Genomic DNA, 23789 nt, shown 5'->3' on the forward strand with positions numbered 1-23789 from the left:
CCCTCAGGTGTCCGCCACCATTCACAGGTTCTTGACCCTGTCGTACCCGGCCCTTCAATACACCTTTGTGATGCCCGGTGCCGAACTATGAGTGTGAAGCCTGACCTCTCGGTTGCTTCGGACTCGCGTCGCTTCCATCGAGAAGCCGCTCGGCGGCAGCGGTGAATCGTTCGTGCGCTTCGATATCGACCTGCCGCATATCCGGGGAGATTTCCGCACGAACGAATGTTTCTCCCGCCCGGAACAAGCTCATGATGACGAGCATCCCGATCGGAATCCACCCCGGCAGGAAGACGAACATCGCCCATTGCGGCGGCCGGATACCCTGCAGGACGAGCAGTACCATGGCCACGACACTCAGCGCCGCCAATACGATCAGCGCGGCTCCCACGCGGCGATAGAACCGGCCGGGACGCAGACGCGAAGAGCAGACCGGCCATTCTCCGTGCAGCACAATGTCCGGGCCGATGTGCTCGACCACGGTCAACCGCCAGACCTGTATCAGCTTCCACAGCAGGCGCACAAAAGTGATCTGCCGCCCGCCGCGTCGGGTGGCGTAGAAGGTCACCTGACCCTCTCGACGCTCCACTGTTTCGTGCCCGTGACGACTGCATTCGTTCGGCAACGGATCGGTGATGACGAGATGTTGCGGTGATCCGGGCGTGGGTATGCCGGTCTCCGGATGAGCGGCGAGGTCGAATTTCATACAAGCCATCCGCGTTGGTTGCGTTCACGGAAGTACTCGTCGTCCGCCTCGATGGTTTCCGGCGGCAGTTCCCGAGGTGCCGAGGGCTTCGGTGGAGGGGTGGCGGAACGGCTGGTTGCCGCGACAGAGTCTCGGATACGTACGGCTCGTTCCGGAGTTGGTCGAGTTCCCTGCGGCCCTGCTCGGCGAGCGGTGCAACTGCTGGTCGGACAGCTGTTTCGCTGCCTGCAGCGCACTCGGCAGGGCTCGGTCGAGGATACGGTTGAGGGCTTCCCCGTGTGCCAGTGCACGAACGCTTCCCCTGCCTGCCAGGACTTCCCGGATCTGTGCCTTCAGGTTCGGATCGGGTGTGTTGTCGGCGAGCTTCGCCAACTTCCCGGCGAGTACATCCAATGCGGCCGGGTCGACTTTCAGTGGTTCGTTCGCGTGTCCTCCTTCATGACGGTCCTGTGGTCGTCGTGATCGGTAACCACGGGTTCGGTGGAACCGGCTGCCGCCGAGCGGCGTGCGTAGGCGTCGATGTTCGCCGGGTTGCTCACGCCCTCATCGGGTATGACGTGGTACGAGCCGGAACGGTTCCATCGAACTCGGGCTGATCGTGAAAGAGTGCTCGAGATGCCGATACGAGGTAGCGAACAAGCCGGAAACGACCCATACCTCGCCCCCTGTACCTTCCCTACATGACCGGGAGAGCGTACCGGTTTCTGCCCGGCCATACGGCGCGGAAGGGAGAAAGATCATGTCCGGCACCGATGACGTGTTCGCGGACGACGGTATGGCCATGCCGACAGGCCTTGCGGGGTTGTGGGCCGTGCGTCACGGTCGGAGCACGGCGAATGATCTGTACGCGGATCCCACCGTCGATGCGCCCCTGCCGGGGGTGGATGCCGGGGTGGAGTTGTCCGAGCTCGGTATGAGACAGGCGGTGGCGCTCGGTCGATGGTTCGCGGGGCTGGAGCCCGTGGAGCGGCCGGATCTGGTCGTCTGCTCGCCGTATCGGCGGACCCGGCAGACGTGGGAGGCGATGAGGTGGGCGGCGAAGACGGTCGACCCCACCGTGGGTGGGGTGCGGGCGTTATCCGACGAACGGCTGCGCGATCGCGAGATGGGGGTGTTCGAACTGTTCCCGCCGGCCGTTCTCCGGGCTCGGGCGCCGGAGGAGGGTCTGCGTCGGGAACGGGTGGGGAATTGGGTGTATCGGCCGCCGGGTGGGGAGTCGCCGGCCGATGTGGTGCTTCGGGTGCGGAGTTTCCTGGCCGATCTGGAGCGGGTGGCCGTGGGGCGGCGCGTTCTGATCGTTACACACGACGCGGTGGTGACCGCTGTTCGGCATATCGCCGAGGGGCTGGGGGTGTCCGCTCCGAAAGGGTTGGATCCGGTGCCGAATGCTTCTGTGTCACAGTGGCGAAACGCGGGTGGGATACTGGCCCTTGTCCGATGGGGGAGCGTCGCGCATCTGGAGGGTGGATCGGTGTGAGGTTGTTTGTCAGCGGGGGTCGTCGGAGTGGCGGGGCGGGTGGTCCAGGTGTCTGACTCCGGTGGGGAAGGTGAGGTGGCCGGTTACGCGGTCTTCGGATATCTGGGCGTGACCGACCTGTTCGCCCGTGGGGTCGTAGATCGTGACCACCACATGCTGTTCACCGGGGTTGCGCCAGCCGTCCGGGTCTCGGCGGATTCGGGTCTTCGCCCACTCGATGGCGTCTTGCATCAGTGTGTCGACGAGTGTGTCTACGGCCGGTGCGGCGATACTTCCGCCGATGAGCAGGGCTATGGTCTCCAGCGCCGGTAGGTTGATCGCCCGCATGTATTCCTGGGCGTGTTGCGGCTGCCGCCGTTGCCGCTGTGCGGTAGGGGGGTGCTCGAACCGCAGGTGAGTGTCGATGCCGTAGGAGCGCAGCGCTGCGGGGAGTTCTTCGATCAGTGCTCGGCGCTTCGACGAGACGAAATCCTCTCGACCCTCGATCTCGATGGTGACGGCTGCGTCGGAAAAGTCTGTCTCGGCGGGTGGCTCGGCGTGGGAATTCGCCGCGGGGTCTTCGGTCGGAGACACGGAACCGATTATTGTCCAGCGGTTGCGGTCCTGCCGATTTTTCATGACGCCGCCGCCCATACGCCGGCAAGGAGGGTTTCCTTTGCTTACGGATTGTCAACTCCTGGGCGGGCGTTCGCCGACCCGGAATGGCGGGCACCCACTATACATCAGATCGATCATCCGGCACGAGAACCGAGCTCCGCGGGATCATCTCTATCGATATCAATCTGCTGGGATGCTCCATCGGTGCCGGGCTGGGCGCGGACCTGCTGCTCTCGATCGGCAGCGGTTGCGGTCAGGTGGTCCTGCTCACCGCGGGGCTGGACACGTGGGCTCTGCGGCTGCCGTGGCCCAGCACGGTGACGGTGTTCGAGCTCGACCTGCCCGAGGTGTTCGCGTTCAAGGAGGCGGTGCCGGCCTGGCGCGGTGCGGTGCCCACGTGTGAGCGCCGGATTGTTCCGGTCGACCTGCGCGGGAATTGGGCGGACGTGTTGGCCGCGGCCGGATTCGATCTCACCGTGCCAACCGCGTGGCTCGCCGAGGGACTGCTGCTCTACCTGGCAGCCGACGAGGCCGCGCGTCTGCTGACCGCAGTCGGCGAGCTGTCCACTCCGGGCAGTCAACTTGCCTTCGAGCACGGCGGAATCGCCGGCGCCGCGCTTCTGGCCCAGGCTCGCGGCATTCCGGCAATGAAGCAGTACACACCGCTGTGGCAAGGCGGCCTGGGCGAGGACGCCAAAATCGCGGCGGTTCGGGATCAGGTCGATGGCAACCTTCGCGAGTGGGTGGGTGAGCTGCGGAGTCGAAATGTCGGCTGGGAACGTATCGGTGCCTCGCTCGGTATGACCAGGCAGTTGGCATGGAAGCGGTTCAAGTGACACTGCGACGCATATTTTGGACTGATATGTCCAAAATATGTTAGGGTGCGCGCATGGCGCGACCCAGGCAATTCGACGAACAGCGGGCGGTGGACGCGGCGATGCGCGCGTTCTGGGATACCGGTTACGAGGGGACGTCGACGCAGGACCTCTGCGCCGCGACGGGGCTGGGGCGCAGCAGTATCTACAACACCTTCGAGAACAAGCGCGATCTGTACGAGCGGGCGCTGCGCCGGTACATGGACGACAAGAACGCCCGCGCCTTCGCGCTACTGGACGGTCCCGGTTCGGTGAAGGACCGGATACGGTCACTGCTGTGGTCGGTCGTCGAGCCGCCGGAGGACGACCCGCTGGGCTGTCTGGTCGTGAATGCCACCGTCGAACTGGGACAGCGCGATTCCAAGGTGGCGCGACTGTTGGCCGAGGATCGGGAGCGGCGGCTGGCGGTGCTCACGAGTGTGCTCGAGGCCGGGCAGGCGGCCGGTGAGATCGACAGGTCGAGGAGCGTGGCCGATCTGGCGAACTTCGTGATCGCCACCATCGGCGGGATGCGGGTGGCCGCCCGGGGTGGGGCGGCCCGGCGGTCGCTGCAGGCGATCGCGGACGTCGCCCTGGGTTGTCTGTGATGTCGTCGGTCGTACCTGTGCTGTAGTTCCCCTCCTTCGACTTCGACGTCCAAGTGGTGTCGTGGGGGAATGTCTCCGGCCGCTCTTGTTTTGAACTGAACGATCTAAAACGAAGGGAAGCTTCGATGTCGTTGGCCGTCTACGTTCTGGGCCTATCGATCTTCGCCCAGGGCACCTCGGAACTGATGCTCGCGGGACTGCTCACCGAAATATCGAGTGACCTGGGCATATCCGTACCGCGGGCGGGGTTGCTCATCTCGGCCTTCGCCATGGGCATGCTGGTGGGCGCGCCGATTCTGGCCGTCGCGACACTGCGCTGGTCCCGCCGTAACGCCATGCTCGCCTTCATCGCGGTCTTTCTCGCCGCGCACGTCGTGGGCGCGCTGACCTCCGACTATCGGGTACTGTTCGCGTCCCGGGTCATCGCGGCCTTCGTCTACGCCGGTTTCTGGTCGGTGGCCGCCGTGACCGCGGTCGCCCTGGTGCCGTCCACCGCACGCGCCAGAGCGATAAGCGTGGTGGCCGGTGGGCTCACCGTTGCCATCATCGTCGGACTACCGGCGGGCACGTTCATCGGTCAGCACCTGGGCTGGCGCGCGGCCTTATGGGCGGTCGCCATACCGACGGCGTTGTCCGCGGTCGGCATTCTCGTGAAGATCCCCGATGCCCGCCCCACCGAGATCCCGCGGATACGGAACGAACTGCGCGCCTTGGCCACCGGCCCGGTCCGGCTGCTCTACGGCACCACCATGGTGGCCACCGCCGCGCTGATGGTGAGCTTCGGCTACCTGGGCGTGCTGCTGACCGAGGCGACGGGACTGGCCGACGACTGGGTCCCGGTGGCGTTGGCGGTTTATGGTCTCGGCAGCGTGATCGGTATCGCCCTCGGCGGCCGTATCGCCGACACCCATCCGTTACGCACCCTGGGCGTCGGAATCGCCGGACTCACCATCACCTCGGCGCTTCTGGCCGCGACCGCGCAGCACATCGTGCCGGTCGTGGTGCTCACATTCCTGCTGGGTGCCTTCGGCTTCGGCATCAATCCGGCCCTGAACAGTCGCGTGTTCACGCTGGCCCCCTCGGCGCCGACGCTGGGAGTGGCCCTCAATGTCTCATCGTTCAATGTGGGTATTACGGCCGGTCCGTGGCTCGGCGGTCTGGCGATCGGAGCGGGGATGGGGTACCCCTCGGTGGCGTGGATCGGTGCGGCGCTGGGAGTGGCCGCACTCGGAATCGTGAGGTGGTCGACTGCCCTGGCCCGCAGGGCGATCGACGACCAGGCCGGTGCGACCGAACATGAACTATCCGTCATCGAGGCCTGACGGTCTCGGTGAGTTCCCACCGAGAAATCAGGAGTACTCCGATGAGCAATGTGCGTACCGTTGTCGAGGAATTCTTTCGCCGCGCCCGAACGGGCGAATTCGCCCGCATCGGGGAGATATTCACGGACGAGGGCGACCGGTACATCTACGGAGCGGACGCGGTACCGTGGACCGGCCGCCGTGTCGGGGTCCAGGAGCATTCGCGAGAAAAGTCACGCTGAGGAGTTACCGCAGAGAGTGCGCCACTATCTTCGGTAACGCCCTCGGCGTGATTTTCGCGCGGATGTTTTCCCCGCGCCCCTGAACGCGCTCGGGCTGCTGGATGACTCGCGTCCGCTGCCGGGTAAGCCGGCCGAGGGTATGGATGCCGTATTCTCCTTCACCCCTGGAGGGATGGTCGGAGCTCGGGGGCTTTGTGCACCTCCCAATGAGGTCCGGTGATACTTCCAGCGCAGCGGACGGTTTGTCGAAAACGATATTGTAGCAGGCTTTCGGTTCGGCATGGGCAGTCTTCAGGAAATGCTCGTTCGCGGACAGGACGCGATCGAAGGTTCTTCCGTCGACAAACGCCCTCCGCTCGCCGGCCTCGAGCAAGCATTTGTTCTCATTGGCGTGTGCGCGGGAAAAAAACCATTGCTTTGTTCTTCGCCTCGTCGGCCCACGGGGCCGGCAACGATCGGCCCCGATCGAACAATTACTTCGAAGGCTCGAAATAATTTAGGAATTTGACCACGTAGTGCTGCTGTACTCACTCGAGACCGACGCGAGTCCATACCGGAGGGCGGCGGACTCGGAACCTTGTAGACGATCAGCAGCATGATACGTAGGCGGGCTGTGCCCATTGCTCCGCAGCGCGCCTCGGCGCCGGACGGCTACTCGCTGTCGTGTTCGCGTCGGGCCAGTTCTCGGGCGAACTGTCGTCGGGCTTCCGCAACGAGTTCGTCCCCGGCGACTGGATATGCCAGGGCTATCGCGATCAACGCCCTCTCGACGTGGGGTCCCAAGCCTGTGTGAGACGGTGGAGTCAAGCCCTCCAGCGCTCCGGCCAGGCTCGTCTCGAAGTTCCGCCGCACCTGATCGATCGGTAGTCTTCGACCCCTCATATCAATCCTTGTTTCCGCCATTCCGACTCCGCTGTGTCCACCAGCAGCTTATGCAGCACTTGTGCGGGTTCGCTAGCGCGGTCGCGGTTAATCTCGACGTCGGTGAACGCCTCGGATAAGGCTTCGGCCTCATATAGATCCTCATCCCAGAAGCTGTAACCACTCAGCTGAGCCCGCCATTCTTTGAATGAATTTTCCAGGTCGACCTCAACGGATTTCTCGGAGCCGTATCTTCGCATGAAGTGATCGCGCAAGGCGCCATCGGCTTTGTCAAGGGCTTTCTCTCCGCCGGCATTTGCCAGTACATGACCGAATTCGTGAACAATCGTGGTATATGCCGGTCGACGTTCTGATCCTGAGTTGAAATACCCCCCCTGCACCAAATCTGTCACACTCTTGGACAGCGCTGTTGGATTCTTGGCCCCCTCTGCGGAGAATGATATTCGAGAGCCAACCCGATTGCTACCGTCGGTTGTCGTCCAAAGCCTCTCTGTCAGCCCGAACTCGCTTCGTAAGCGGTGGATACCCACCGATACAAGTTCTGTTTTCGCGTTGGGATATTTCGTGAGCATGTCGTCTACGGCCAGCGCGATTTCGCCGACCGTGTGTGTGTCGAGTCCAGGCGCCTCGAAGCCGAACACCTCGATGCCGTGCCGTGCAGCAAGGCCTTCCCCGATTCTCTGGTTGACTGCTGGATCGGAAATCGCCGGTTGTGAGGATTGGCCGGCAGGCGCAGCCGGAATTGTCGGTTTGCTGGGCGAAGCCTCCGGGGGGAGATGTTCGGCACGAGAAAACCACTGGAAGGGCTCATTGGTGCGGGACAATCGTCCGATCGCCTGGGCGACCTTGTCGCTGAAATCGTGCCATGATTTGCTCTTGCACTCCATCGCTGCACGAAGTATTGTATGCAGTTCGGCGGTAACAGCGCGTAATTCTGTATCCGGCCCACGATACATCCAGCACTCCTTGACGGATTCTATTCATCTCAGGGGTGCGGACAGGATGATCCGGCTACCCGGATCCCAATGTTCTGTCGAGCGGTGAGCCTCGGCAGTGATCTTGACGATATGGCAACGGAATCGAGCGTGCCCCCATCGCCTGAGAAGTTTTAGAGCAGAATTGTATCAAAGGTGGTGATCGGGGATGGCGGGCGATGGCCAGGGCCGGCAAGGGATCGGATGAACTGGGCTATCAACCCATGGGCAGAGTTTCACCCCCGGTTTGCCCGAGTGAAATGATTATCTTCCTGATAAGATTTTGATTGGATATCACATGGGTGGCGGCTCGATATCGCAGACGCCGCGAATACGGGCTTTCGCCGCTTGATAGTCGGGATGGTCGGTGCCGAGAGTCTCCGCATAGCGGTCGAGCGCGTCCTGTTCGAGGGCGTCGGCCTCCTCGACCCGTCCCAGCGCACGCAGGTCGAGCCCGAGATTGATCGCGCTCTGCAGGGTATAGGGATGATCCGCGCCCCGAACCCGGCGGCTGCGGGACAGCACCTCCGTGCCGAGTTCGGCCGCCTCGGCCACCCGGCCCAGCCCGGCCAGATCCGAGGCGGCACCGGTCTGTGCGGCGAGGGTGTAGGGGTGGTTCGCGGAGAGACGGGCGGTGAGAATCCCTACCGCCTCCCGGTCGAGTGACAGGGCTTCCTCGTACCGGTCGGTGAGCCGAAGCGCTGCCGCATGGTTGACCGCGCACACGGCCGTGTACGGGTGAGTGGGGTGTGCGGTCGCGTATCGGCGGTACGCCTCGGCGGCGAATTCGAGAGCCCGCTCCGCGTCGCCGGTCATGCGGTAGTCGTTGGCCGTGTTCGTGCGCGCGGCAATGGACTCGGGGTGGTCGGGACCATATACCTTCAGGTGGTCGGTGAAGGTCTCGTATTGCAGGCGGAGAGCATCCGCGTAGCGGCCCGCCTTGCGGTAGGAAACCGCCAGATTCTTGCGCGCCCGCAGCACGTTCTGCTGCAACCGACTGCCCAACAGGTCGAGGAAATCGTCCACCACCCGCTCCTGCAGGGCCACCGACACCTCGTAGTTGCCGAGCTCCCGGTGATCGCGGGCGACGTTGTTCACGCAGTGCAGCCGCAGGATCGGATCGGAGGCCAGCGCCGGGTCGTTCTGGAAGCACTGGTAGTTCGCGGCGTCGAGAGTCATCGCATCGGCGAACCGGCCCATCATCCGATAGGCCACCGCCAGATTGTGGGCGGCGCGCACGGTTTCGATATTGCCCTCGCCCAGGTACTGGCGCGCCCGCTCATAGGACTGCTCGTGGACCGCGATCCCGCCGGCCCAGTCACCGGCCATACGCATACACGCGGCGAGCAGGTCGGCCGCCCAGACGTACTCCTCCGGGTACCTGTCGCGCTGATCCGCGACGCCCGCCAGCGCTGCCGCGGCCGCCTCGTGCGCGCGCTCCCACTCCCCCCGCTGCCACAGGACATTGCCGGTCACGACGCGGATCCGCACCACGTCGATATGGGTATCGCCCAGCAGCCGCGACCAGAGTCGCGCGGCCCGTCGCCCCAGACTCGCGGCGGCGGTCAACTCACCCTGCACCCGCAACGATTTGACGATATGGCGGGTCAGTTCCGGCAGCTGCGAGCACGGGTCCTCCGGATCCGCCACCCGCGGACAATCCAGCGCGCCGGTGTGCTCCACCTGATGCCACAGCCATAGATAGCGATTCCACAGGGCCGGCAGATCGGTGCGGTTCGGATCGGCGTCACAGAGCAGTTGATGCGCGGTGTGCCGGTTCGCCTCGGAGACATCCCGGGGCAGGAAGTCGTGGATACCGTGCCAGGGCACCAGGTGGATCTTCAGCGCCGTGCCGTGTTCGACAAGCGGGTCGGTGCATATCTGCGCCACCGAGTCACGGATGGCCAGGTCGACAATGGTCTTGCGTCGCTGCTCGTTGGTCAGCGCCTTGGCCAGCGGAGCCGGCAGCCGGGTCCCCCCGGCCGGGTTGGTACCGGGTAGCCGGGAGGTCAACAGATCCAAGGAGACCCCCTGGTCGGGGGTGAAAGCGGTCAACAGGCGCAGCAGCTGACCGGCGGCCCACGCGTCCGAACCGACCGGCTCGTCGAGAAACGGGCGCAGTGAATCGCCCACGATCGACGCGGTCCGCCGGTAGGACTCGTCCCGCAGTGAGGCGAACGGCTCGGCACGCACCTGCTCCAGCAGCGTTTCGTCCAGTGAGGTGCCGCGGGAACCCCGGCGGGCGAGGGCGTTGAGCAGGACCGGGCTGCCATCGACCGCGACGCTGAACTGCCGAGCCAGACCCTCATCGATATCGATATGCCGGCGCAGGAAATCGCCGCCCTCGGCCGAGGTGAACATGGGCACCGGAATCGAGTTCGGAGAGTCCCAGTCGGTGGTCTTCGAGGTCAGCAGGATATGGCCGGAACCGTCCCAGGGGACAACCTCCGACAACAACGCCGGGTTGCTCGGCAGCAGCATCTGCTCCGGGGGCGGCCGATGATGGTCGGGAACCACATTGTCGTAAACGAGCAGATACCGCCGTGTGGTAACGCGCAGGGCGGCAACCACATCGCGGTGCCTGGTGGCGCGCGGCAGCGAATCGGGCAGTCCCAGCGGGCCCGCCAGACGGCCCAGCTCGGTCCGCATCACGGCGTCGTTGCCACCCGAGATCCACGCGATGATGTCGTACTGGGAGCGAAAACGGTGTACGTAGGCAGCGGCGATCGATGTCTTGCCGCAGCCGGGCTCACCGGTCAGCACCGCGGCACCGGATATGTCCAGGCGCTCCCGCACGGCCTCGAGTTCGCGTGCCCGACCGTAGAACCAATTCCACTGGTGCTGAGGCACGGTTGTCGACTGGTAGTCGACGAACATCTGCTGGTTCGGGTACCGCACCCGCGTCCGGCTCGCCGGCCCCAAGGTCGCCCTCGGCACGGTCGGATCGGTGCGGCCGAGCGCACGCCGGATCCTGGTTCGGGCCTGCTTCTCGTCGGGCAACTGCCGCAGGTCGGCGGCCGGTATCGCGTGCATGGCCGCGGGGATCTCGGCGGATGCGACGACTACGGCCAGCAGCCCCCTCGGATCGGCGGCGTAGCCGGCCCAGCCGTCCGGTGAGAAACCGACGGTCCGCACGAAACCGTCGCTGATCACGAGAACGAGCGTCCCGTAATCGGGACGGTCGGGTAGACCAGCGCCCGGCTCGATCCGATGCAGCCGCAGGTCGAAGCCGGAGTCGGCGCCGAGCTGCTGTAACCACAGCGCCCACACCGTGTCCGCGGAGGTGTACGCGACGACGATCGGACCGGTCGGAGCCGGCTGCGCGGACATCGGCACCACGTTCGCTACTCCCATCCCACTGTCGGCCCAACCGTTGCGCCGGTGTCGTCGGCGGCAACGGAGCGCCGCATCACGGTCACGAAACGTCGACCGCTCGGGGTCAGACGATTCGAGTCGAGCAGAGTCTCACACCCGGTACGAACATCTTGTTCGACCGAGCATGCATCGAGGCCCCGGGACCCGTCCCCGGCCGCCCGGCGCAGGAACCTGGCCACGGCAAGATGCGCGTACGCGCCGTGGAGAACGGCACCGGCGGTTCTGGGTTCGCGCCGCCACGGCGACGGCAGATCGGCCGGACCCTCCTCGGCGACGAGCGGCCGAAGCTCCATCAGCACGGCCAACTTCGAATGCTGGAACTCGTGCAACAGGCCGATCGCCAGCGTCACCGGGTCGTCCGGGCGGATCATGGTGGCGGCGCCGAACGAATCCACCAGAGTGGACGTCAGGAACCCGCCCGGTTTCCGCCCACGCGGCAGCAGGGCATGCATCCCCTGGACGAGCGGTGCGGTGAGTTCGGGTACGGCGGCGGCCATCAACGGCAACGCTGCCGCGAACAGCCGCTGCCAGCGGCGGAATTCGGTGCCGTCATATGGGTGCCAGCGGTCCCTAGAGCCCGTGGGCACGGCGTCCGGCCAGGCCGAGGGGGTGGGCGGCAGATCGTCGAACTCGACATCGGCCACTCCGAGCGGAGACGAGGCGGTCAACCGCCGCAACGGCACCCAGCGATATCCATCCGGTCGCGGTGACGCGCCACCGCGATAGCGCACCGAGACCCGGTCGGCGACAGGGCCGGTCCAACAACCCAGTCCGGGCAACACCACCGTGTCGCCGACCTGGGGGAGGTCCAGGTCGAACTCGATACCGGCCCGGATGGCGGCCGCGGCGGCGAACGAGGCGAGATACGCCCCCTCGGTCGGACCACCGGTCGAAGGGCGGGTGGCGGTTTCGGTCGCGCATACCGCCGCCCACGCCCCGAAGCGATGGTGGTGCAGAATATCGCGCACCACCTCCGGATCGCTGCGCTGAACCGCGACCAGGATCTCGAATCCCGCCGGAGCCGACCGGGACGGCGCGTCGCCTCGGCCATGCGACCGGGCCGGTTCGGCGACGGGGCGGCCGATTCGGGAGCTCGGTGCGGAGTTCGCATGGACGTCGTGCAGCAGTGCGGCGAGGAAGGCCATATTTCGGCCGGCCCGCGCCCGCTGCAGCAGGGTCAGGGTGCCCGGGTCGTCCGCCAGGCAGGCCAGGGCGTCGAGTTCGGCGTCGGATATGGTCAGGACGCCGTGTCGGCTCATTGTGCGGGTACGCTCTCTTCCGGCTGCTCCCGACATGCCGATCACGCGACCCTGGGCCCGCTGTGGCCCGCCAGGACGATCCCGGCAGCGGTGCGACGGCGCAGCGCGGTGTGGAACGCATCGATCACCTCGGGACATGGATCGTCGCGCAGCTCCTCTAGCGTCAGATCGGCCAGATCCGGCACACCGCAGGCGGTTTCGGTTTCCATCGAGCACCCCTCCCTGGGCGGGGCGAACCGGTTCCGACGAACCTGCCGAGGTCCGCCCACCGTTCGGTTCCTCCATGCGGCAGCTGTTTTCAACATAACCGAAACAATCGAACGTCGGGAGAAACGGGGCGCGGGCGCCGTCTGACTCGGGAACAGGGTGATATCGCGGGTGGCGAGCCCGGCGAGCAGCACCGCCGCCACCAAACCTGCAGGGGGAGACAGATATCCCGACACCTCGACGGCGAAGACGACCGCGGCCAGCGGCGCGCGCACCGCCGCGCCGAGACAGGCGGCGAGTCCGGTGAGGGTGAAAGCCGCGACCGGGCCGGGTTCCAGGCCGAGATCCGTTGCGAGCCGCCAGCCGAACGTGCCCGCCGCCGCACCGATGACCATGGCGGGACCGAACACCCCGCCCACGCCCCCGGTGTTCAGGGTGACGGCCGTGGTCGCGATCTTGACGAACGGCAGTACCGCGAGCAGCCACAGCGGCAGTGCGGCCGCCGAAGGCTGCGAAAACCCCAGCACCACAATGCCGTATCCCGTGCCGAGCGTCATCGGGATCACGATGCCGACCGCACCGATACCGAGCCCGGCGACAGCGGCGGTGAGCCATGGTCGTTGCCGCGCCGGGGCGAACAGGGCGCCGAGCCGGTGGAACGTCCACGCGTACAGGCGGGCCAGCAGCGCGCAACCCAGGCCGACCACCGCGAGCAGGGCCGTGATGAGCGGGTTCCACAGGGGACCCAAAGCGGTGCTGCCGAATAATGGATGATAGCCGTACAGGGCCACGTAGACGCCGAACGCGATCGGGGCGACCGGCAGCGCGGCGCACAAGGCCGACCAGCGGATACCGCGGCGTCGCAGAAGTTCCCCCGCCAGAATCGCGCCACCGAGGGGCGCCCCGAACAACGCTCCCACACCCGCGCCCATGGTCGCGACGACCACGAGGCTCGCGTCCGCGGCGGACAGGCCCAGCTTCCGGGTGAGCGCGGCGCCCAACGAGGCGGTCACCTGTGCCACCGGCCCCTCGGTGCCGCCGGAACCGCCGGAGCCCAATGTCAGGGCGGTACCGGCGAGTTTGGCGACGGCGCCGCGGGCGGTGAGGTCGGTGAGCTCACGGGTGTTGACCGCGTGGATGACCCCGTCGGTTCCGTTCACCTGCGGTCCGCCGAGCCGGGACAGCGCCACGGTCACCACCATGCCGACCGCGATCAGCAGCGGGAGCATCAGCGCCCGGCCATCGGGCAGCGGCTCGGTGGGAGCGTGCCACAGCCCGTCGGCGACCGGTTGGAGCGAAAGGGCGGAGCCCAACAGTACGCCGGTGGTGAGATCGAGGGCGGTGCGCAGCGCGGCGGCTCCGAGCCCGGCGACGACACCCGCCGTCACCAGCGCGGCGCCGAGCGCCCTCGCACGGCGAAGTGGCCGGTCCCCCTCGGTCATGGCGAATCGTTGCTGGTCGCGACATCCTCGAGGATGCGATGGGCACGAGACAGCGCCGGATCGGTGTCCACACCGGGAACCGTCGCGAGAATATTCACGAGCCGGGTAGCGACAGGAACCGGCAGCGTATCGGAGCGCACCGCGTACACCGCCCGCTCGGCGGCGGCGAGCAGGGCCGCGGACACCGTGGCCGGCGGCGGGTCCGTGAGCCCCGCGGCCCCGTACCCGAACTGCTCGACGATACGGGTCTCCACGTCGCGCTGCGGGTAGGCCGACATCGCCACGATATCGAGATAGGCGCGCACCACCTTGAACATCAGAGCCGGACGGGCGGTGTCGTCCTCGGACGCCTGACCCGCCGCGAGATACCGGTCCACGGCTTCCCAGCCGTGCAATGGCTCACCGGTGCCCTCACAGCGCCGGACCAGGACGTCGCCGAGACGCTCGGCCAGCCGGGGCCGCATCGGATCGGCCGGTTCGACGGTGTCCAGGGCGGTACGCAGGACGCGGGTGGCGTCGGTCAGGAAATCGGGGCCGCCGGCGGTCTCGTAGCGGCGCAGAAGCAGATCACCCAACTCGACCAGAGTGGGCGCGGTGTCGTCGGCGAGTTCGGCCAAGGCCATCTTGGCCATTGCGATCGCCTCGTCGAGATAGCGAACCTCATTGGTGTTCTCCCACCGCCCTCGCAGCAGACCCGTGAGACGTTTCACCAGCTCCGACCGGCGCGGATGGCCGCCGGGCAGGGTCTGCAGGGCGTGGCGGGCCGCTTCCAGCGCGGCCTCGCCGTCATCGCGGCGCAACGCGACGGCGACGGCGCCGACCGCATCGGCATAACGCTGCTCGTCCTCGGCGCTCGGCGGCTCGGTGGGCGGAGCGGGGAAATTCGGCGCGATCCGGCGCAGCGTGGCCGGCGACAGGTATGCGAAGGGCGCGCGACCCTCGGAGGGTTGCGAGACGGTGGCGCGGAACACCGAACCGGGCACGTCGTAGCGCTGGGCGATGAACCGCGATACGACCGTCAACACCTCGGCGGCCTGGCTGCGCGGAATGGCGCTGCGCAGCACATCGGCCACCCCCGGCCGGAACGCGAACATCCGGCTGTCCTCGGGAACGGTGTACGGCGGCGCGGACCCCCCGGTGGCGTCCTCGATCAGACCCCCGGCCAACACCTCGGCGAGCACACTGCGGCCGGTGCCGGGCAGCACCGCCTGCTGGATCAAACGCATGATCGGCAGCAGCAGCGGAACCTGGGCCAGACCGGCCGCCAAGCGGAACGCGTCGGGCGAGGACGCCGCCCGAAACCGCCGCACCTGCTCGACGGCGCCCACACCCAGTTCGGCATCCTGGCGTTCGCCCAGGGGACGTGCGGCTTCCGTCTGCGCCGGTGTGGGCCGGCGCAGCAGCGGGTAGCCGACGGTGTGGCGTTCACCGGCCAGCAGTTGCGCCCACGGCCCGAGCCAGCCGGAGGTCAACTCGATGACCGGAACCGGGGTGACGGCTTTGTCCGCGGGGGCGAGCACGCGCAACGGCGACGGGCGGTCCGGGATCACAGGCGTCAGTCGTCCCTGTTCCCAGTCCAGACCGGTACGGCGCCACAGACGATTCGGCAGCGGCTGCACGACCGCGACCGGTGACCGGCCCGCCAGTCGTTCCAAGGCCACGGCTGCCGTGCCACGCACCCAGGCATCGCCCAGACAGGTGGAGAACACCATGACGACCCGTCGTCCGCTCGGATCGTTCAGCGTCGCGAGCGGACGGTTCGCCGCCTCGTACATGTGGGTGGCCAGCCGCGGTTCCGCGGGGCCGTCCGCGTCCAGATACCACACCGTCACCCGACGGAAACCGACCGCGTCCACCAGCGTCCGCACCGCGTCGACCAGACCGCTCCAGGCCGCCATCGACGAATGCCGGTCGAAAACCAATGCGGCCTCCCGCTGCCGCACCGGCAGCGGACGGGTCACCGGCCACGCGATCGCGGTGCGCGCGGCACGGTCGACGGTCGCTTCCTCGTCGAATTCCCGCTGCCGGGGATCGGCGATACGGCGGGCCATCGGCCGCAACTCGCCGAGCAGACGTCCCGCCGAGTCGATCGGGGACGGTGTGGGCACGTCGATATCGGGGCGGTACCGCCATTCCTCGGCCGTGCCGCGCTGTTCTACGCGCGGTGGCTCGCGCGGCACCAGCGGATGGTTCTGTCCGCCGGGCGAAGGTGTCGGCGGTGCGGTGGGGTCGAACTCCCGTCCCGACGGCGGTTCCGCCGGCGCCGCCGGGGACTTCGCTTGCTCGTCGATATGCCGGGCGAGCCACAGCGCCTCCGCCACCAGACCGCCGTCGACATCCAGCCCGTGTAGGGCATCGAGCAATTCGGACAGGCTCGCCATCTCAGCCTCCGGTGTCCGTCGGTTGCATGAGCCGCTCGGCCAGCCGTTGCCGGTCCACCCCGTCCGCCTGGGTCAGGACGTGCAGGGCGATCAACAGCCGGTCGGTCGGTAGTGCGCCCAATTCACTGCGGCGACGTATGAAATCATCGATGATGTCGTCGTATTCGTCCACCACGGCACTTCCCAGGTGTGCGGCGACCACCCGCTCGAGCTGCAACCGGTCGGGTTTGGCCAAGCGCAGTTGCAGACACCGACGCAGGAAAGCGGGCGGGAACTCGCGTTCGCCGTTACTGGTCATGATGATGACCGGAAACGCGTTGCACTGCACGAATCCCTCGCGCACGGGCACCCGTTCCCGGCCCTCATGGGTGAAAACCTCCACCTCGGGCAGGTGGGCGCGCACCCGGCGTAGCTCGTCGATGTGATATTCGCCGTTCTCGAAGACGTGCAGCAGATCGTTGGGCAGATCGATATCCGACTTGTCGATCTCATCGATCAACAACACCCGGGGTCGCTCGTACGGGAGCAACGCGGTACCGAGCGGGCCGAGGGTGATGTAGTCGGCCAGATCACGGGCACTGTCGGCGCCCGGGGTGGTGCCGCGGAGTTGGGCCTCTTCGAATCGGCGCAGCGCGTCGTAGTGATAGAGGCCGTCGCGCAATGTGCTGCGGCTGGTGATCGGCCAGTGCAGCACCGGGCCCAACCCCAGCTCGCGGGCGATCAGGTAGGCCAGTGACGATTTCCCGAGGCCGGGGGCACCGGAGACCAGCAGCGGCCGTCGGCACAGCAGGGCGGCATTGATGATGTCGAGATCGTCGGGGCGCAACTGGTGCGCACCGATATCGCCGCGACCCAACTTCCGGTCCGTCTGGGCGGGCTGATCCGGTTGCGGCGTCGGCGGCTGCAGCGTCGGACCGCCGGTGAAGGTGCGAGCGATCATGGGTTGCGGAACCGCGTCCCAGCCATCCGGCCGCGGCTCGCCCGACCCGCGGAACACGTGCCAATTCGGCGCTGTCATCTCACTCCCGATTCGCTTCGGGGGCCCGCGAGCGGGTGTGGACGCCGCTTGCTCTGACCCGGTACATCGAGCAGGAAAATGACGGCGCGCCAAAGCCCCCGATCGTGGGCGGACGATCCCGCGCCGCGCTGATTGTTCCAAATGGAGGTGTACCACTCGGCCGGAGGGACTCGGGCCAGGGTCTGACTCACTACTTCACGAAAGATAGTGCCACGGCACGCTGTGTCGGCCGCAGGTCCCGAAGGCGTGTCGCGGGTGGGCGGGGCGTAATGCGCCGCGCACCGGTCGTTACGCCACAGCGTGACCGGTAGCGCGTTCGAGTGCGCCGCCGTGAGCACCTGCACGCTGGGCACCTCGGTGACCGCGATCGCGGCCGGTGAATCGTCGAGGACGAACAGTTCCTGGAGCGCCGGCAGGTCTCGAGCACGCGGATCCACACAGTCGAACCACGCCATCGCGTCGACACCCTTGCGGTGTAACAGTTCCCATCGGTCCTCGAGCTCGGCGATCTGCTCGCCGGTCTTCTCCCAGGTGCGGCTGCGTCGCAATCGCATGAGGAATTTGGCGAACGGACGCGAATCGGAGGGACGCAGCCAGGTGTACAGCGGTTCCTCGGTGAGGTGCTTGTCGGGTAGCGCGACGACGATCTCCACCGTGTCCTTGGGGCGGTAGATATCACGCAGGACTCGATCGAGTTCGCGCTTCAGTTCCTCCTTGGCGTCGGCGAAATCGACGCAGTGGCCGCCCCCGTCGAGCGAGACGATCTCCCGGGTGCCGGTTTTGCGGGCCAACTCGATCCGATACGGCGTCGGTGAACGGTCGTCCACCCGCGGCCCCTCCTCGGGAAGTATGACCCCGAACAGCGTCGTGACCTCGTCGGTCACCGGACGGGCCGACTCGAGCAACATGGCGAAGTCCCGGCTGCGGCGCTCCGACACCATGCCCCGGGACCTGGGCAGGCCGAGCAGTCCCTCGGCGCTCGGGGAATCGCCCGGCAGATGGGCCGCGGTGTGCACACAGAACCTGGTCAGGCCCCATTCGGGTTCGTGGGTTTCGGTACCCACATACTCGGCCAGATCGCGCAGGGTGACGAATCGGGCGGTGTCGGGCGGGTAGAGATCGAACAGCGTATCGAGCAGAGCGGTCGGAACACGCCGCTCCTCCGCGGTGGTGATCGCGGCCAGCCGACCGTGGATCACGACCAGCCATCGCCGGAGGACGGCCTCCGCCGAGCCCACCAGTCGGTCGGTCCACGCCTCGTGGCGGTGGTGGTAGGCGTCGTGACCGGTGACGATCTCGTCGTAGAGCTTCGGTTCGCATACCCGGCGCAGACCGTCGAGCAGACACGCGATCGCGCCGCCCTGAGCGGCCCCGATATGTTCGCTCGCCTTCACGAACCCGATGACCCCGCCGTGCCGCACCGACCACACCGGCCCACCCGACATGCCCCTGATGACCGCGCGGTTTCCGTCGATGGTGAAGAACGGCGGCTTCGCGGACGCATGTGTCTCACGGACCCGGTACATCTCGTACAGTTCCAGAACCCGTGGCGGAAAGACGGCGTTGAGCGCACAGATGACGAGACGGTCGTCATACTCGGGCAACACGTCGGCCATGAGCACACACGGTGCCGATACCGCCTCGGGTTCATCGATCCGCAGGACGGCGAGATCCTCGAACGTCCACCGACCGGCAGGGTCCGGCCGGTCGGCGGCGACGACGGCCGCGCCGAACGAGCTGCCCTCGCCGAAGTCCAGTCGCACCCGATCACCGGACATCTGCCCGACCACATGGGCGGCGGTCACCGCGTAGCCGGAGGCGACGCGGAACGCCGTGCCGATCCGCTCGCCGTCGGGCTCGTCGCGGGCGACCGCGGCGGTGGCGGACCTGAGCAGATCCCTGATGGACACGGCTCGTCCCCTTACGCTCCGGCGGATGTGGCGCCCAGATCCCAGTCGAGGGTGACCTTCAGCGAAGCCTTGGCTCCGCCCGACGCCAGGACCGCCACGACCTTTCCGGCGTCCAGCGACAGTTCGAGGCCGAATTCGACCGACACCCGGTCGGGTTTCAGGCCGTCGACGCTCTGGTGCACCGAACTCGCCACGCTGCGGATCGTCGGGCCGAGGGAGTCGAGTTTGAACCGGTCGCGCAGACCGACGTCGACCCCCGCCTGTGCCGACTCCTCTTCGTCGACCCGGGCGTAGATGACCGCCCCATCCGGCATTTCGACGCGTTCGATATGCGTCATATCCGCCCCCGCTCCTGGTCTCGGGCCACATATCAACAGTACCGACGGAGATACCGCGCGATGGGCCGAATCCGCGCGGAAACGGCCATGTTCGTGTGTCTTACGACGCCACGCCCGTCTGTTCCGTCGGCCTCGCATTAGACCATCGAAATATCCTGTACGGCAAGCGCTTCGGCGAGTCGCACGAACAACGGCCACCGCCCGCGTAACAACCTCGTGGTGAGCGTGTTACGCGGGCGGCGAGTGATCGACTTGCTCAGCTGCCGAAGCGGGACAGGACGGCACTGGCCTCCTGCGCGGCGGTGCCCTCCTCGGCGAGATGCGCCATGGCGGAGGGGATCTCACGGCCGTGGTGCGCCATCGCCTGGGCGTAGAGCCGGCCGGCGCGGTAGGACGAACGGACCAGCGGGCCCGCCATGACACCGGCGAAACCGATTTCCTCGGCGGCCTTCGAATGCTCCACGAACTCTTCCGGTTTCACCCAGCGGTCCACCGGATGATGCCGGGGAGACGGGCGCAGATACTGGGTGATGGTGAGGATATCGCAGCCCGCGTCGTGCAGGTCGCGCATGGCCTGGGTGACCTCCTCGGGGGTTTCGCCCATGCCGAGGATGAGATTGGACTTGGTGACCAGGCCCGCCTCGCGGGCGGCGGTGAGCACCGCCAGAGAACGCTCATAGCGGAACGCGGGGCGGATGCGCTTGAAGATCCGGGGCACCGTTTCCAGGTTGTGGGCGAGCACCTCGGGGCGGGAGGAGAACACCTCCGCCAACTGGTCGGGATCGGCGTTGAAATCGGGGATGAGGAGTTCGACACCGGTATTGGGGTTGAGCTCCTTGATGGCGCGGACCGTTTCGGCATACAGCCAGGAGCCGCCGTCGTCCAGGTCGTCGCGTGCGACGCCGGTGATGGTGGAGTAGCGCAGACCCATGGCCTGGACGCTCTCGGCGACACGGCGGGGCTCGTCACGGTCGAGGGCGGCCGGTTTGCCGGTGTCGATCTGGCAGAAATCGCAACGGCGGGTGCACTGTTCACCGCCGATGAGAAACGTCGCCTCGCGATCCTCCCAGCATTCGAAGATATTCGGGCAGCCGGCCTCCTCGCACACGGTGTGCAGGCCTTCGCGTTTCACCAGGCCCTTGAGCTCGGAATACTCCGGGCCCATGGTGGCGCGGGTGCGGATCCACTTCGGCTTGCGCTCGATCGGGGTCTCGGCGTTGCGGGCCTCGATACGCAGCAGTTTGCGGCCGGCGGGGGCTTGGGCGGAAGTCACGAAACCTGCTCCACTTTCGTCTCGTTCGCCGCGGCACGGGGGATATCGTGTGCGGTGACGGGCAGATCGCCGTCGAGGGCGGCGAGAACGGCCTCGGCGACGCGGGGACGGATCTCGGCGACGGTGACCTCGCGGCCGAGTTCATGCGACAGCGTGGCGGTTCCGACATCGCGGATACCGCACGGCACGATGGCGTCGAACCCGTCGAGGACGGGATTGCAGTTCAGGGAGATGCCGTGCATGGCGATACCGCGCTGCACACGGATACCGATGGCGGCGATCTTGCGCTCCGGCCGCAGCGGGCCGTCGGCGGCCAGCCAGACACCGGAGCGGCCCTCCACTCGGCCGCATTCCACGCCGAGTTCGGTGACCACCTGGATGAGGGACTGTTCGAGGCGGCGCACGTAATCGACCACATCGATGGGTTCGGCCAGGCGGATGATCGGATAGCCGACCAGCTGGCCGGGGCCGTGCCAGGTGATCTTGCCGCCGCGGTCGGTCTGTACGACCGGGCTGCCGTCGACGGGCAGGTCCTCCGGCCGGGTGCGCCGGCCCGCGGTGAACACCGAGGGGTGCTCGAGCAGCAGCAGATGGTCGGAGCCGCTGCCCATGGCGCGTTGTTCGGCGAGGGACCGCTGCAGGTCCCACGCCTCCTGATAGTCGATGAAGCCCAGATCGCGCACGACGACGGGTGTGGTGTCGTAGCGTGCCGACCGGGTGGCGGTGCGCGTGTTGTTCACCGTCAAGACGTTACGCTCATCTCGATCGTGAGCTGCATCAGCGTCAGGTCCATCCAGCGGTCGAATTTGCGGCCCACCTCCGGCAGCACGCCGACGGTGCGGAAACCGAAACGTTCGTGCAGGGCGATGGAAGCGGTATTGCCGGATTCGATGGCGGCAACCATGGCATGCACGTCGCCGGCGCGACGGGCGCGAGCGATCAGCTCGGTGAGCAGGACCGTCGCGACGCCGCGCCGGTGGAAGCGGTCGTCGACGTAGACCGAGTTCTCCACGGTGTGGCGGTAGCCGTCCTTGGGGCGCCACGGGCCGTAACCGGCGTAACCGGCCAGCTCGCCGTCGATCTCGGCGGCCAGGATCGGACGGCCGGACCCGGTGCGGTTGCGGAACCAGCCCAGACGCTCGCCGATATCCGCCGGTTCCGTATCCCAGATGGCGGTGGTTTCCGCGATCGCCCGATTGTGGATGACGAGAATGGCGGGCAGATCCTCCATACGGGCGTCGCGGACGGTGATGACGCCGGCGACGGTCATCGGCCGTTGCCGACGACCGCGGCCAAGGCGGCGCCGATGGTGGGGTGGCGGAACTCGTAGCCCGCCTCTTCCAGGGCCGCGGGGATGGCCCGGGGGCCGTGCAGGATCGCCTCCTCGGCGAACTCCCCGATCACCGCGCGCAGTGCGAACGCCGGGACGAACAGCGGGGTCGGACGGTTCAGCACCCGACCAAGCGCACGGTTGAACTCGGCGTTGGTGACCGGGGCCGGGCCCACGGTGTTCACCGGGCCGGCGACCGTATCGTGGGTGATCGCGTAGCAGATGGCGCCGACCTCGTCGTCGAGGGATATCCACGGCGAATACTGGCGGCCGTTGCCCAGCCGTGCCCCGAGCCCCAGCAGGTACAGCGGCTTCAGTTTGGCGAGCATACCGCCGTGGCGGGACAGGACGACCGCGCTGCGCAGCAGCACCACCCGGGCGCCCGCCGCCGCGGCGGGCGTGGTCGCGGTCTCCCAGTCGCGGCACAGGGTCGCCAGGAAACCCGTACCGGGCGGAACGGTCTCGTCGACGATCCGGTCGCCGGTCGCACCGCCGTACACGTGTACGCCGCTGGCATTCACCAGTACCGGTACCTGGGCGGCGGCGACCGCCTGGGACAGCACATCGGTGGGGGTGAGGCGGCTGTCGCGCAGCTCCTGCTTATAGGAGCCGGTCCAGCGGCGGTCGCCGATACCCGCACCGCACAGGTTCACCACGGCGTCGGCGCCGTGCAGCACCTGGGCGTCGAGTTCGCCGCGCGCCGGATTCCAGACATGCTCGTCCGGCCCGGCGGCCGGGCGCCGGACCAGCCGAGCGATGCGGTGCCCGTCGCGGCGCAGGGCCGCGACGAGCGCCGTGCCGATCAACCCGGACGAACCGGCGATCACGACCTTCATATCGGCCTTACAGTCCGAGGTCGGCCTCGAACGCGGCCTCTTCCAGCCGATGCCGGATGGTGGTGAGGAACCGCCCGGCGTCGGCGCCGTCGATGAGACGGTGGTCGTAGGTGAGCGGCAGATAGCACATCGACCGCACGCCGAGCGACTCGTTGCCGTTCTCGTCGGTCACCACCACCGGACGCTTCACGATCGCGCCGGTACCCAGCATCGCCGCCTGCGGCGGAAGCAGGATCGGGGTGTCGAACAGGGCACCCTGGCTGCCGATATTGGTGATGGTGAAGGTGCCGCCCGCCAGCTCGTCCGGCTTGAGGCCGCCGGTGCGCGCCCGGTTGGCGATATCGGCGATGGCGCGGGCCAGCCCGGCCAGCGAGAGATCGCTGGCGTTATGGATCACCGGGGAGAGCAGGCCCTGCTCGGTGTCGACGGCGATACCCAGGTGCACCGACGCGTGGTAGGTGATCTCCTTGGTGTCCTCGTTGTAGCTGGCGTTCACATTCGGGTGCACGCCCAGCGCCTCGACCACGGCCTTGGCGAAGAACGGCAGGAACGTCAGGTTGACGCCCTCGCGCTTGGCGAAATCGGCCTTTGCCCGGGCCCGCAGCGCCGCGATCTTGGTGACGTCCGCCTCGTGCACCTGGGTGAGCTGCGCGGTGGTCTGCAGCGATTCCCGGGTCTTGGTGGCGGTGATCTGCCGGATGCGGTTGGCCTTCTGGGTAGTACCGCGCAGCGCGGCCAGCGCCGGGCTGGGAGCCGGGGCCGCGGCCCGGGGAGCCGCG

Annotated in this window: 21 protein-coding genes; 5 read left to right on the forward strand and 16 right to left on the reverse strand. The window is 67.2% G+C overall.

Features of this window, described 5'->3' with window-relative positions:
• Nucleotides 1-85: 85 nt before the first annotated feature.
• Nucleotides 86-706 carry a hypothetical protein gene (locus tag ON20_RS29510; RefSeq protein ID WP_040841184.1) on the reverse strand — a complete coding sequence of 207 codons (621 nt, stop codon included), beginning with the start codon at nucleotides 704-706 and terminating at the stop codon, nucleotides 86-88.
• A gap of 410 nt (nucleotides 707-1116) precedes the next feature.
• Complete coding sequence (locus ON20_RS40080) at nucleotides 1117-1245, reverse strand: hypothetical protein (protein WP_281032931.1); 129 nt, start codon at nucleotides 1243-1245, stop codon at nucleotides 1117-1119.
• 200 nt (nucleotides 1246-1445) lie between these two features.
• Between ON20_RS40080 and ON20_RS29520 the strand changes: the two genes are divergently transcribed.
• Nucleotides 1446-2183 carry a histidine phosphatase family protein gene (locus ON20_RS29520; RefSeq protein WP_218002689.1) on the forward strand — a complete coding sequence of 246 codons (738 nt, stop codon included), beginning with the start codon at nucleotides 1446-1448 and terminating at the stop codon, nucleotides 2181-2183.
• Between the two features lie 9 nt (nucleotides 2184-2192).
• On the opposite strand, the gene ON20_RS29525 is transcribed toward ON20_RS29520, so the two are convergent.
• Nucleotides 2193-2756, reverse strand: a complete 564-nt coding sequence (locus ON20_RS29525; protein WP_157229110.1) for a hypothetical protein — start codon at nucleotides 2754-2756, stop codon at nucleotides 2193-2195.
• Nucleotides 2757-2884: 128 nt separating this feature from the next.
• Here ON20_RS29525 and ON20_RS33660 point away from each other — a divergent pair, with 128 nt between their 5' ends.
• From ON20_RS33660 to ON20_RS29545, 4 genes are all read left to right on the forward strand, one after another.
• Entirely contained in the window at nucleotides 2885-3616 is a 732-nt protein-coding gene (locus ON20_RS33660; protein ID WP_051163612.1) for an SAM-dependent methyltransferase, read from the forward strand.
• Between the two features lie 53 nt (nucleotides 3617-3669).
• Nucleotides 3670-4242 carry a TetR/AcrR family transcriptional regulator gene (locus ON20_RS29535; protein WP_040841190.1) on the forward strand — a complete coding sequence of 191 codons (573 nt, stop codon included), beginning with the start codon at nucleotides 3670-3672 and terminating at the stop codon, nucleotides 4240-4242.
• A 125-nt stretch (nucleotides 4243-4367) separates the two neighbouring features.
• The gene (locus ON20_RS29540) at nucleotides 4368-5564 is read left to right on the forward strand and encodes a Cmx/CmrA family chloramphenicol efflux MFS transporter (RefSeq protein WP_051163613.1); all 1197 of its coding nucleotides are present in this window, start codon (nucleotides 4368-4370) and stop codon (nucleotides 5562-5564) included.
• Between the two features lie 41 nt (nucleotides 5565-5605).
• Nucleotides 5606-5785 (forward strand): hypothetical protein, encoded by a 180-nt coding sequence (locus ON20_RS29545; RefSeq protein WP_040841193.1) that lies wholly within the window; start codon nucleotides 5606-5608, stop codon nucleotides 5783-5785.
• A gap of 878 nt (nucleotides 5786-6663) precedes the next feature.
• Here the strand turns inward: ON20_RS29545 and ON20_RS37045 are convergent.
• From ON20_RS37045 to sucB, 13 genes are all read right to left on the reverse strand, one after another.
• Complete coding sequence (locus ON20_RS37045) at nucleotides 6664-7623, reverse strand: hypothetical protein (RefSeq protein WP_157229111.1); 960 nt, start codon at nucleotides 7621-7623, stop codon at nucleotides 6664-6666.
• A gap of 312 nt (nucleotides 7624-7935) precedes the next feature.
• On the reverse strand, nucleotides 7936-10971 hold the full coding sequence (gene fxsT / locus ON20_RS29565; RefSeq protein WP_169332402.1) for an FxSxx-COOH system tetratricopeptide repeat protein: 3036 nt from the start codon (nucleotides 10969-10971) through the stop codon (nucleotides 7936-7938).
• 14 nt (nucleotides 10972-10985) lie between these two features.
• The gene (locus ON20_RS29570; RefSeq protein WP_040841203.1) at nucleotides 10986-12275 is read right to left on the reverse strand and encodes an HEXXH motif domain-containing protein; all 1290 of its coding nucleotides are present in this window, start codon (nucleotides 12273-12275) and stop codon (nucleotides 10986-10988) included.
• Between the two features lie 41 nt (nucleotides 12276-12316).
• Nucleotides 12317-13924, reverse strand: a complete 1608-nt coding sequence (locus ON20_RS29575; RefSeq protein ID WP_040841204.1) for a chloride channel protein — start codon at nucleotides 13922-13924, stop codon at nucleotides 12317-12319.
• Complete coding sequence (locus tag ON20_RS29580; RefSeq protein ID WP_040841206.1) at nucleotides 13921-16305, reverse strand: SAV_2336 N-terminal domain-related protein; 2385 nt, start codon at nucleotides 16303-16305, stop codon at nucleotides 13921-13923. Before ON20_RS29580 ends, ON20_RS29575 begins: the two co-directional genes overlap by 4 nt.
• Nucleotide 16306: 1 nt before the next feature.
• Nucleotides 16307-17323 (reverse strand): AAA family ATPase, encoded by a 1017-nt coding sequence (locus ON20_RS29585; RefSeq protein ID WP_040841208.1) that lies wholly within the window; start codon nucleotides 17321-17323, stop codon nucleotides 16307-16309.
• The gene (locus tag ON20_RS29590; protein WP_040841210.1) at nucleotides 17320-19233 is read right to left on the reverse strand and encodes a S1 family peptidase; all 1914 of its coding nucleotides are present in this window, start codon (nucleotides 19231-19233) and stop codon (nucleotides 17320-17322) included. The genes ON20_RS29585 and ON20_RS29590 overlap by 4 nt, the downstream gene beginning before the upstream one ends.
• An 11-nt stretch (nucleotides 19234-19244) precedes the next feature.
• Nucleotides 19245-19571: a CU044_2847 family protein gene (locus ON20_RS37050; RefSeq protein WP_040841211.1), complete on the reverse strand. Its 327-nt coding sequence runs from the start codon at nucleotides 19569-19571 to the stop codon at nucleotides 19245-19247.
• A gap of 256 nt (nucleotides 19572-19827) precedes the next feature.
• On the reverse strand, nucleotides 19828-20844 hold the full coding sequence (lipA, locus tag ON20_RS29600) for a lipoyl synthase (RefSeq protein WP_040841213.1): 1017 nt from the start codon (nucleotides 20842-20844) through the stop codon (nucleotides 19828-19830).
• Complete coding sequence (gene lipB, locus ON20_RS29605; protein WP_040841215.1) at nucleotides 20841-21584, reverse strand: lipoyl(octanoyl) transferase LipB; 744 nt, start codon at nucleotides 21582-21584, stop codon at nucleotides 20841-20843. Before lipB ends, lipA begins: the two co-directional genes overlap by 4 nt.
• A 2-nt stretch (nucleotides 21585-21586) precedes the next feature.
• Nucleotides 21587-22114, reverse strand: a complete 528-nt coding sequence (locus ON20_RS29610; protein WP_174361955.1) for a GNAT family N-acetyltransferase — start codon at nucleotides 22112-22114, stop codon at nucleotides 21587-21589.
• Nucleotides 22111-23010 (reverse strand): TIGR01777 family oxidoreductase, encoded by a 900-nt coding sequence (locus tag ON20_RS29615; protein ID WP_040841217.1) that lies wholly within the window; start codon nucleotides 23008-23010, stop codon nucleotides 22111-22113. The genes ON20_RS29610 and ON20_RS29615 overlap by 4 nt, the downstream gene beginning before the upstream one ends.
• Before the next feature lie 7 nt (nucleotides 23011-23017).
• Nucleotides 23018-23789: 2-oxoglutarate dehydrogenase, E2 component, dihydrolipoamide succinyltransferase (sucB, locus tag ON20_RS29620; RefSeq protein WP_040841219.1), on the reverse strand; the 772-nt coding region annotated here is incomplete at its 5' end.

Source organism: Nocardia brevicatena NBRC 12119, assembly GCF_000308495.1.
Taxonomy (GTDB): Bacteria; Actinomycetota; Actinomycetes; order Mycobacteriales; family Mycobacteriaceae; genus Nocardia; species Nocardia brevicatena.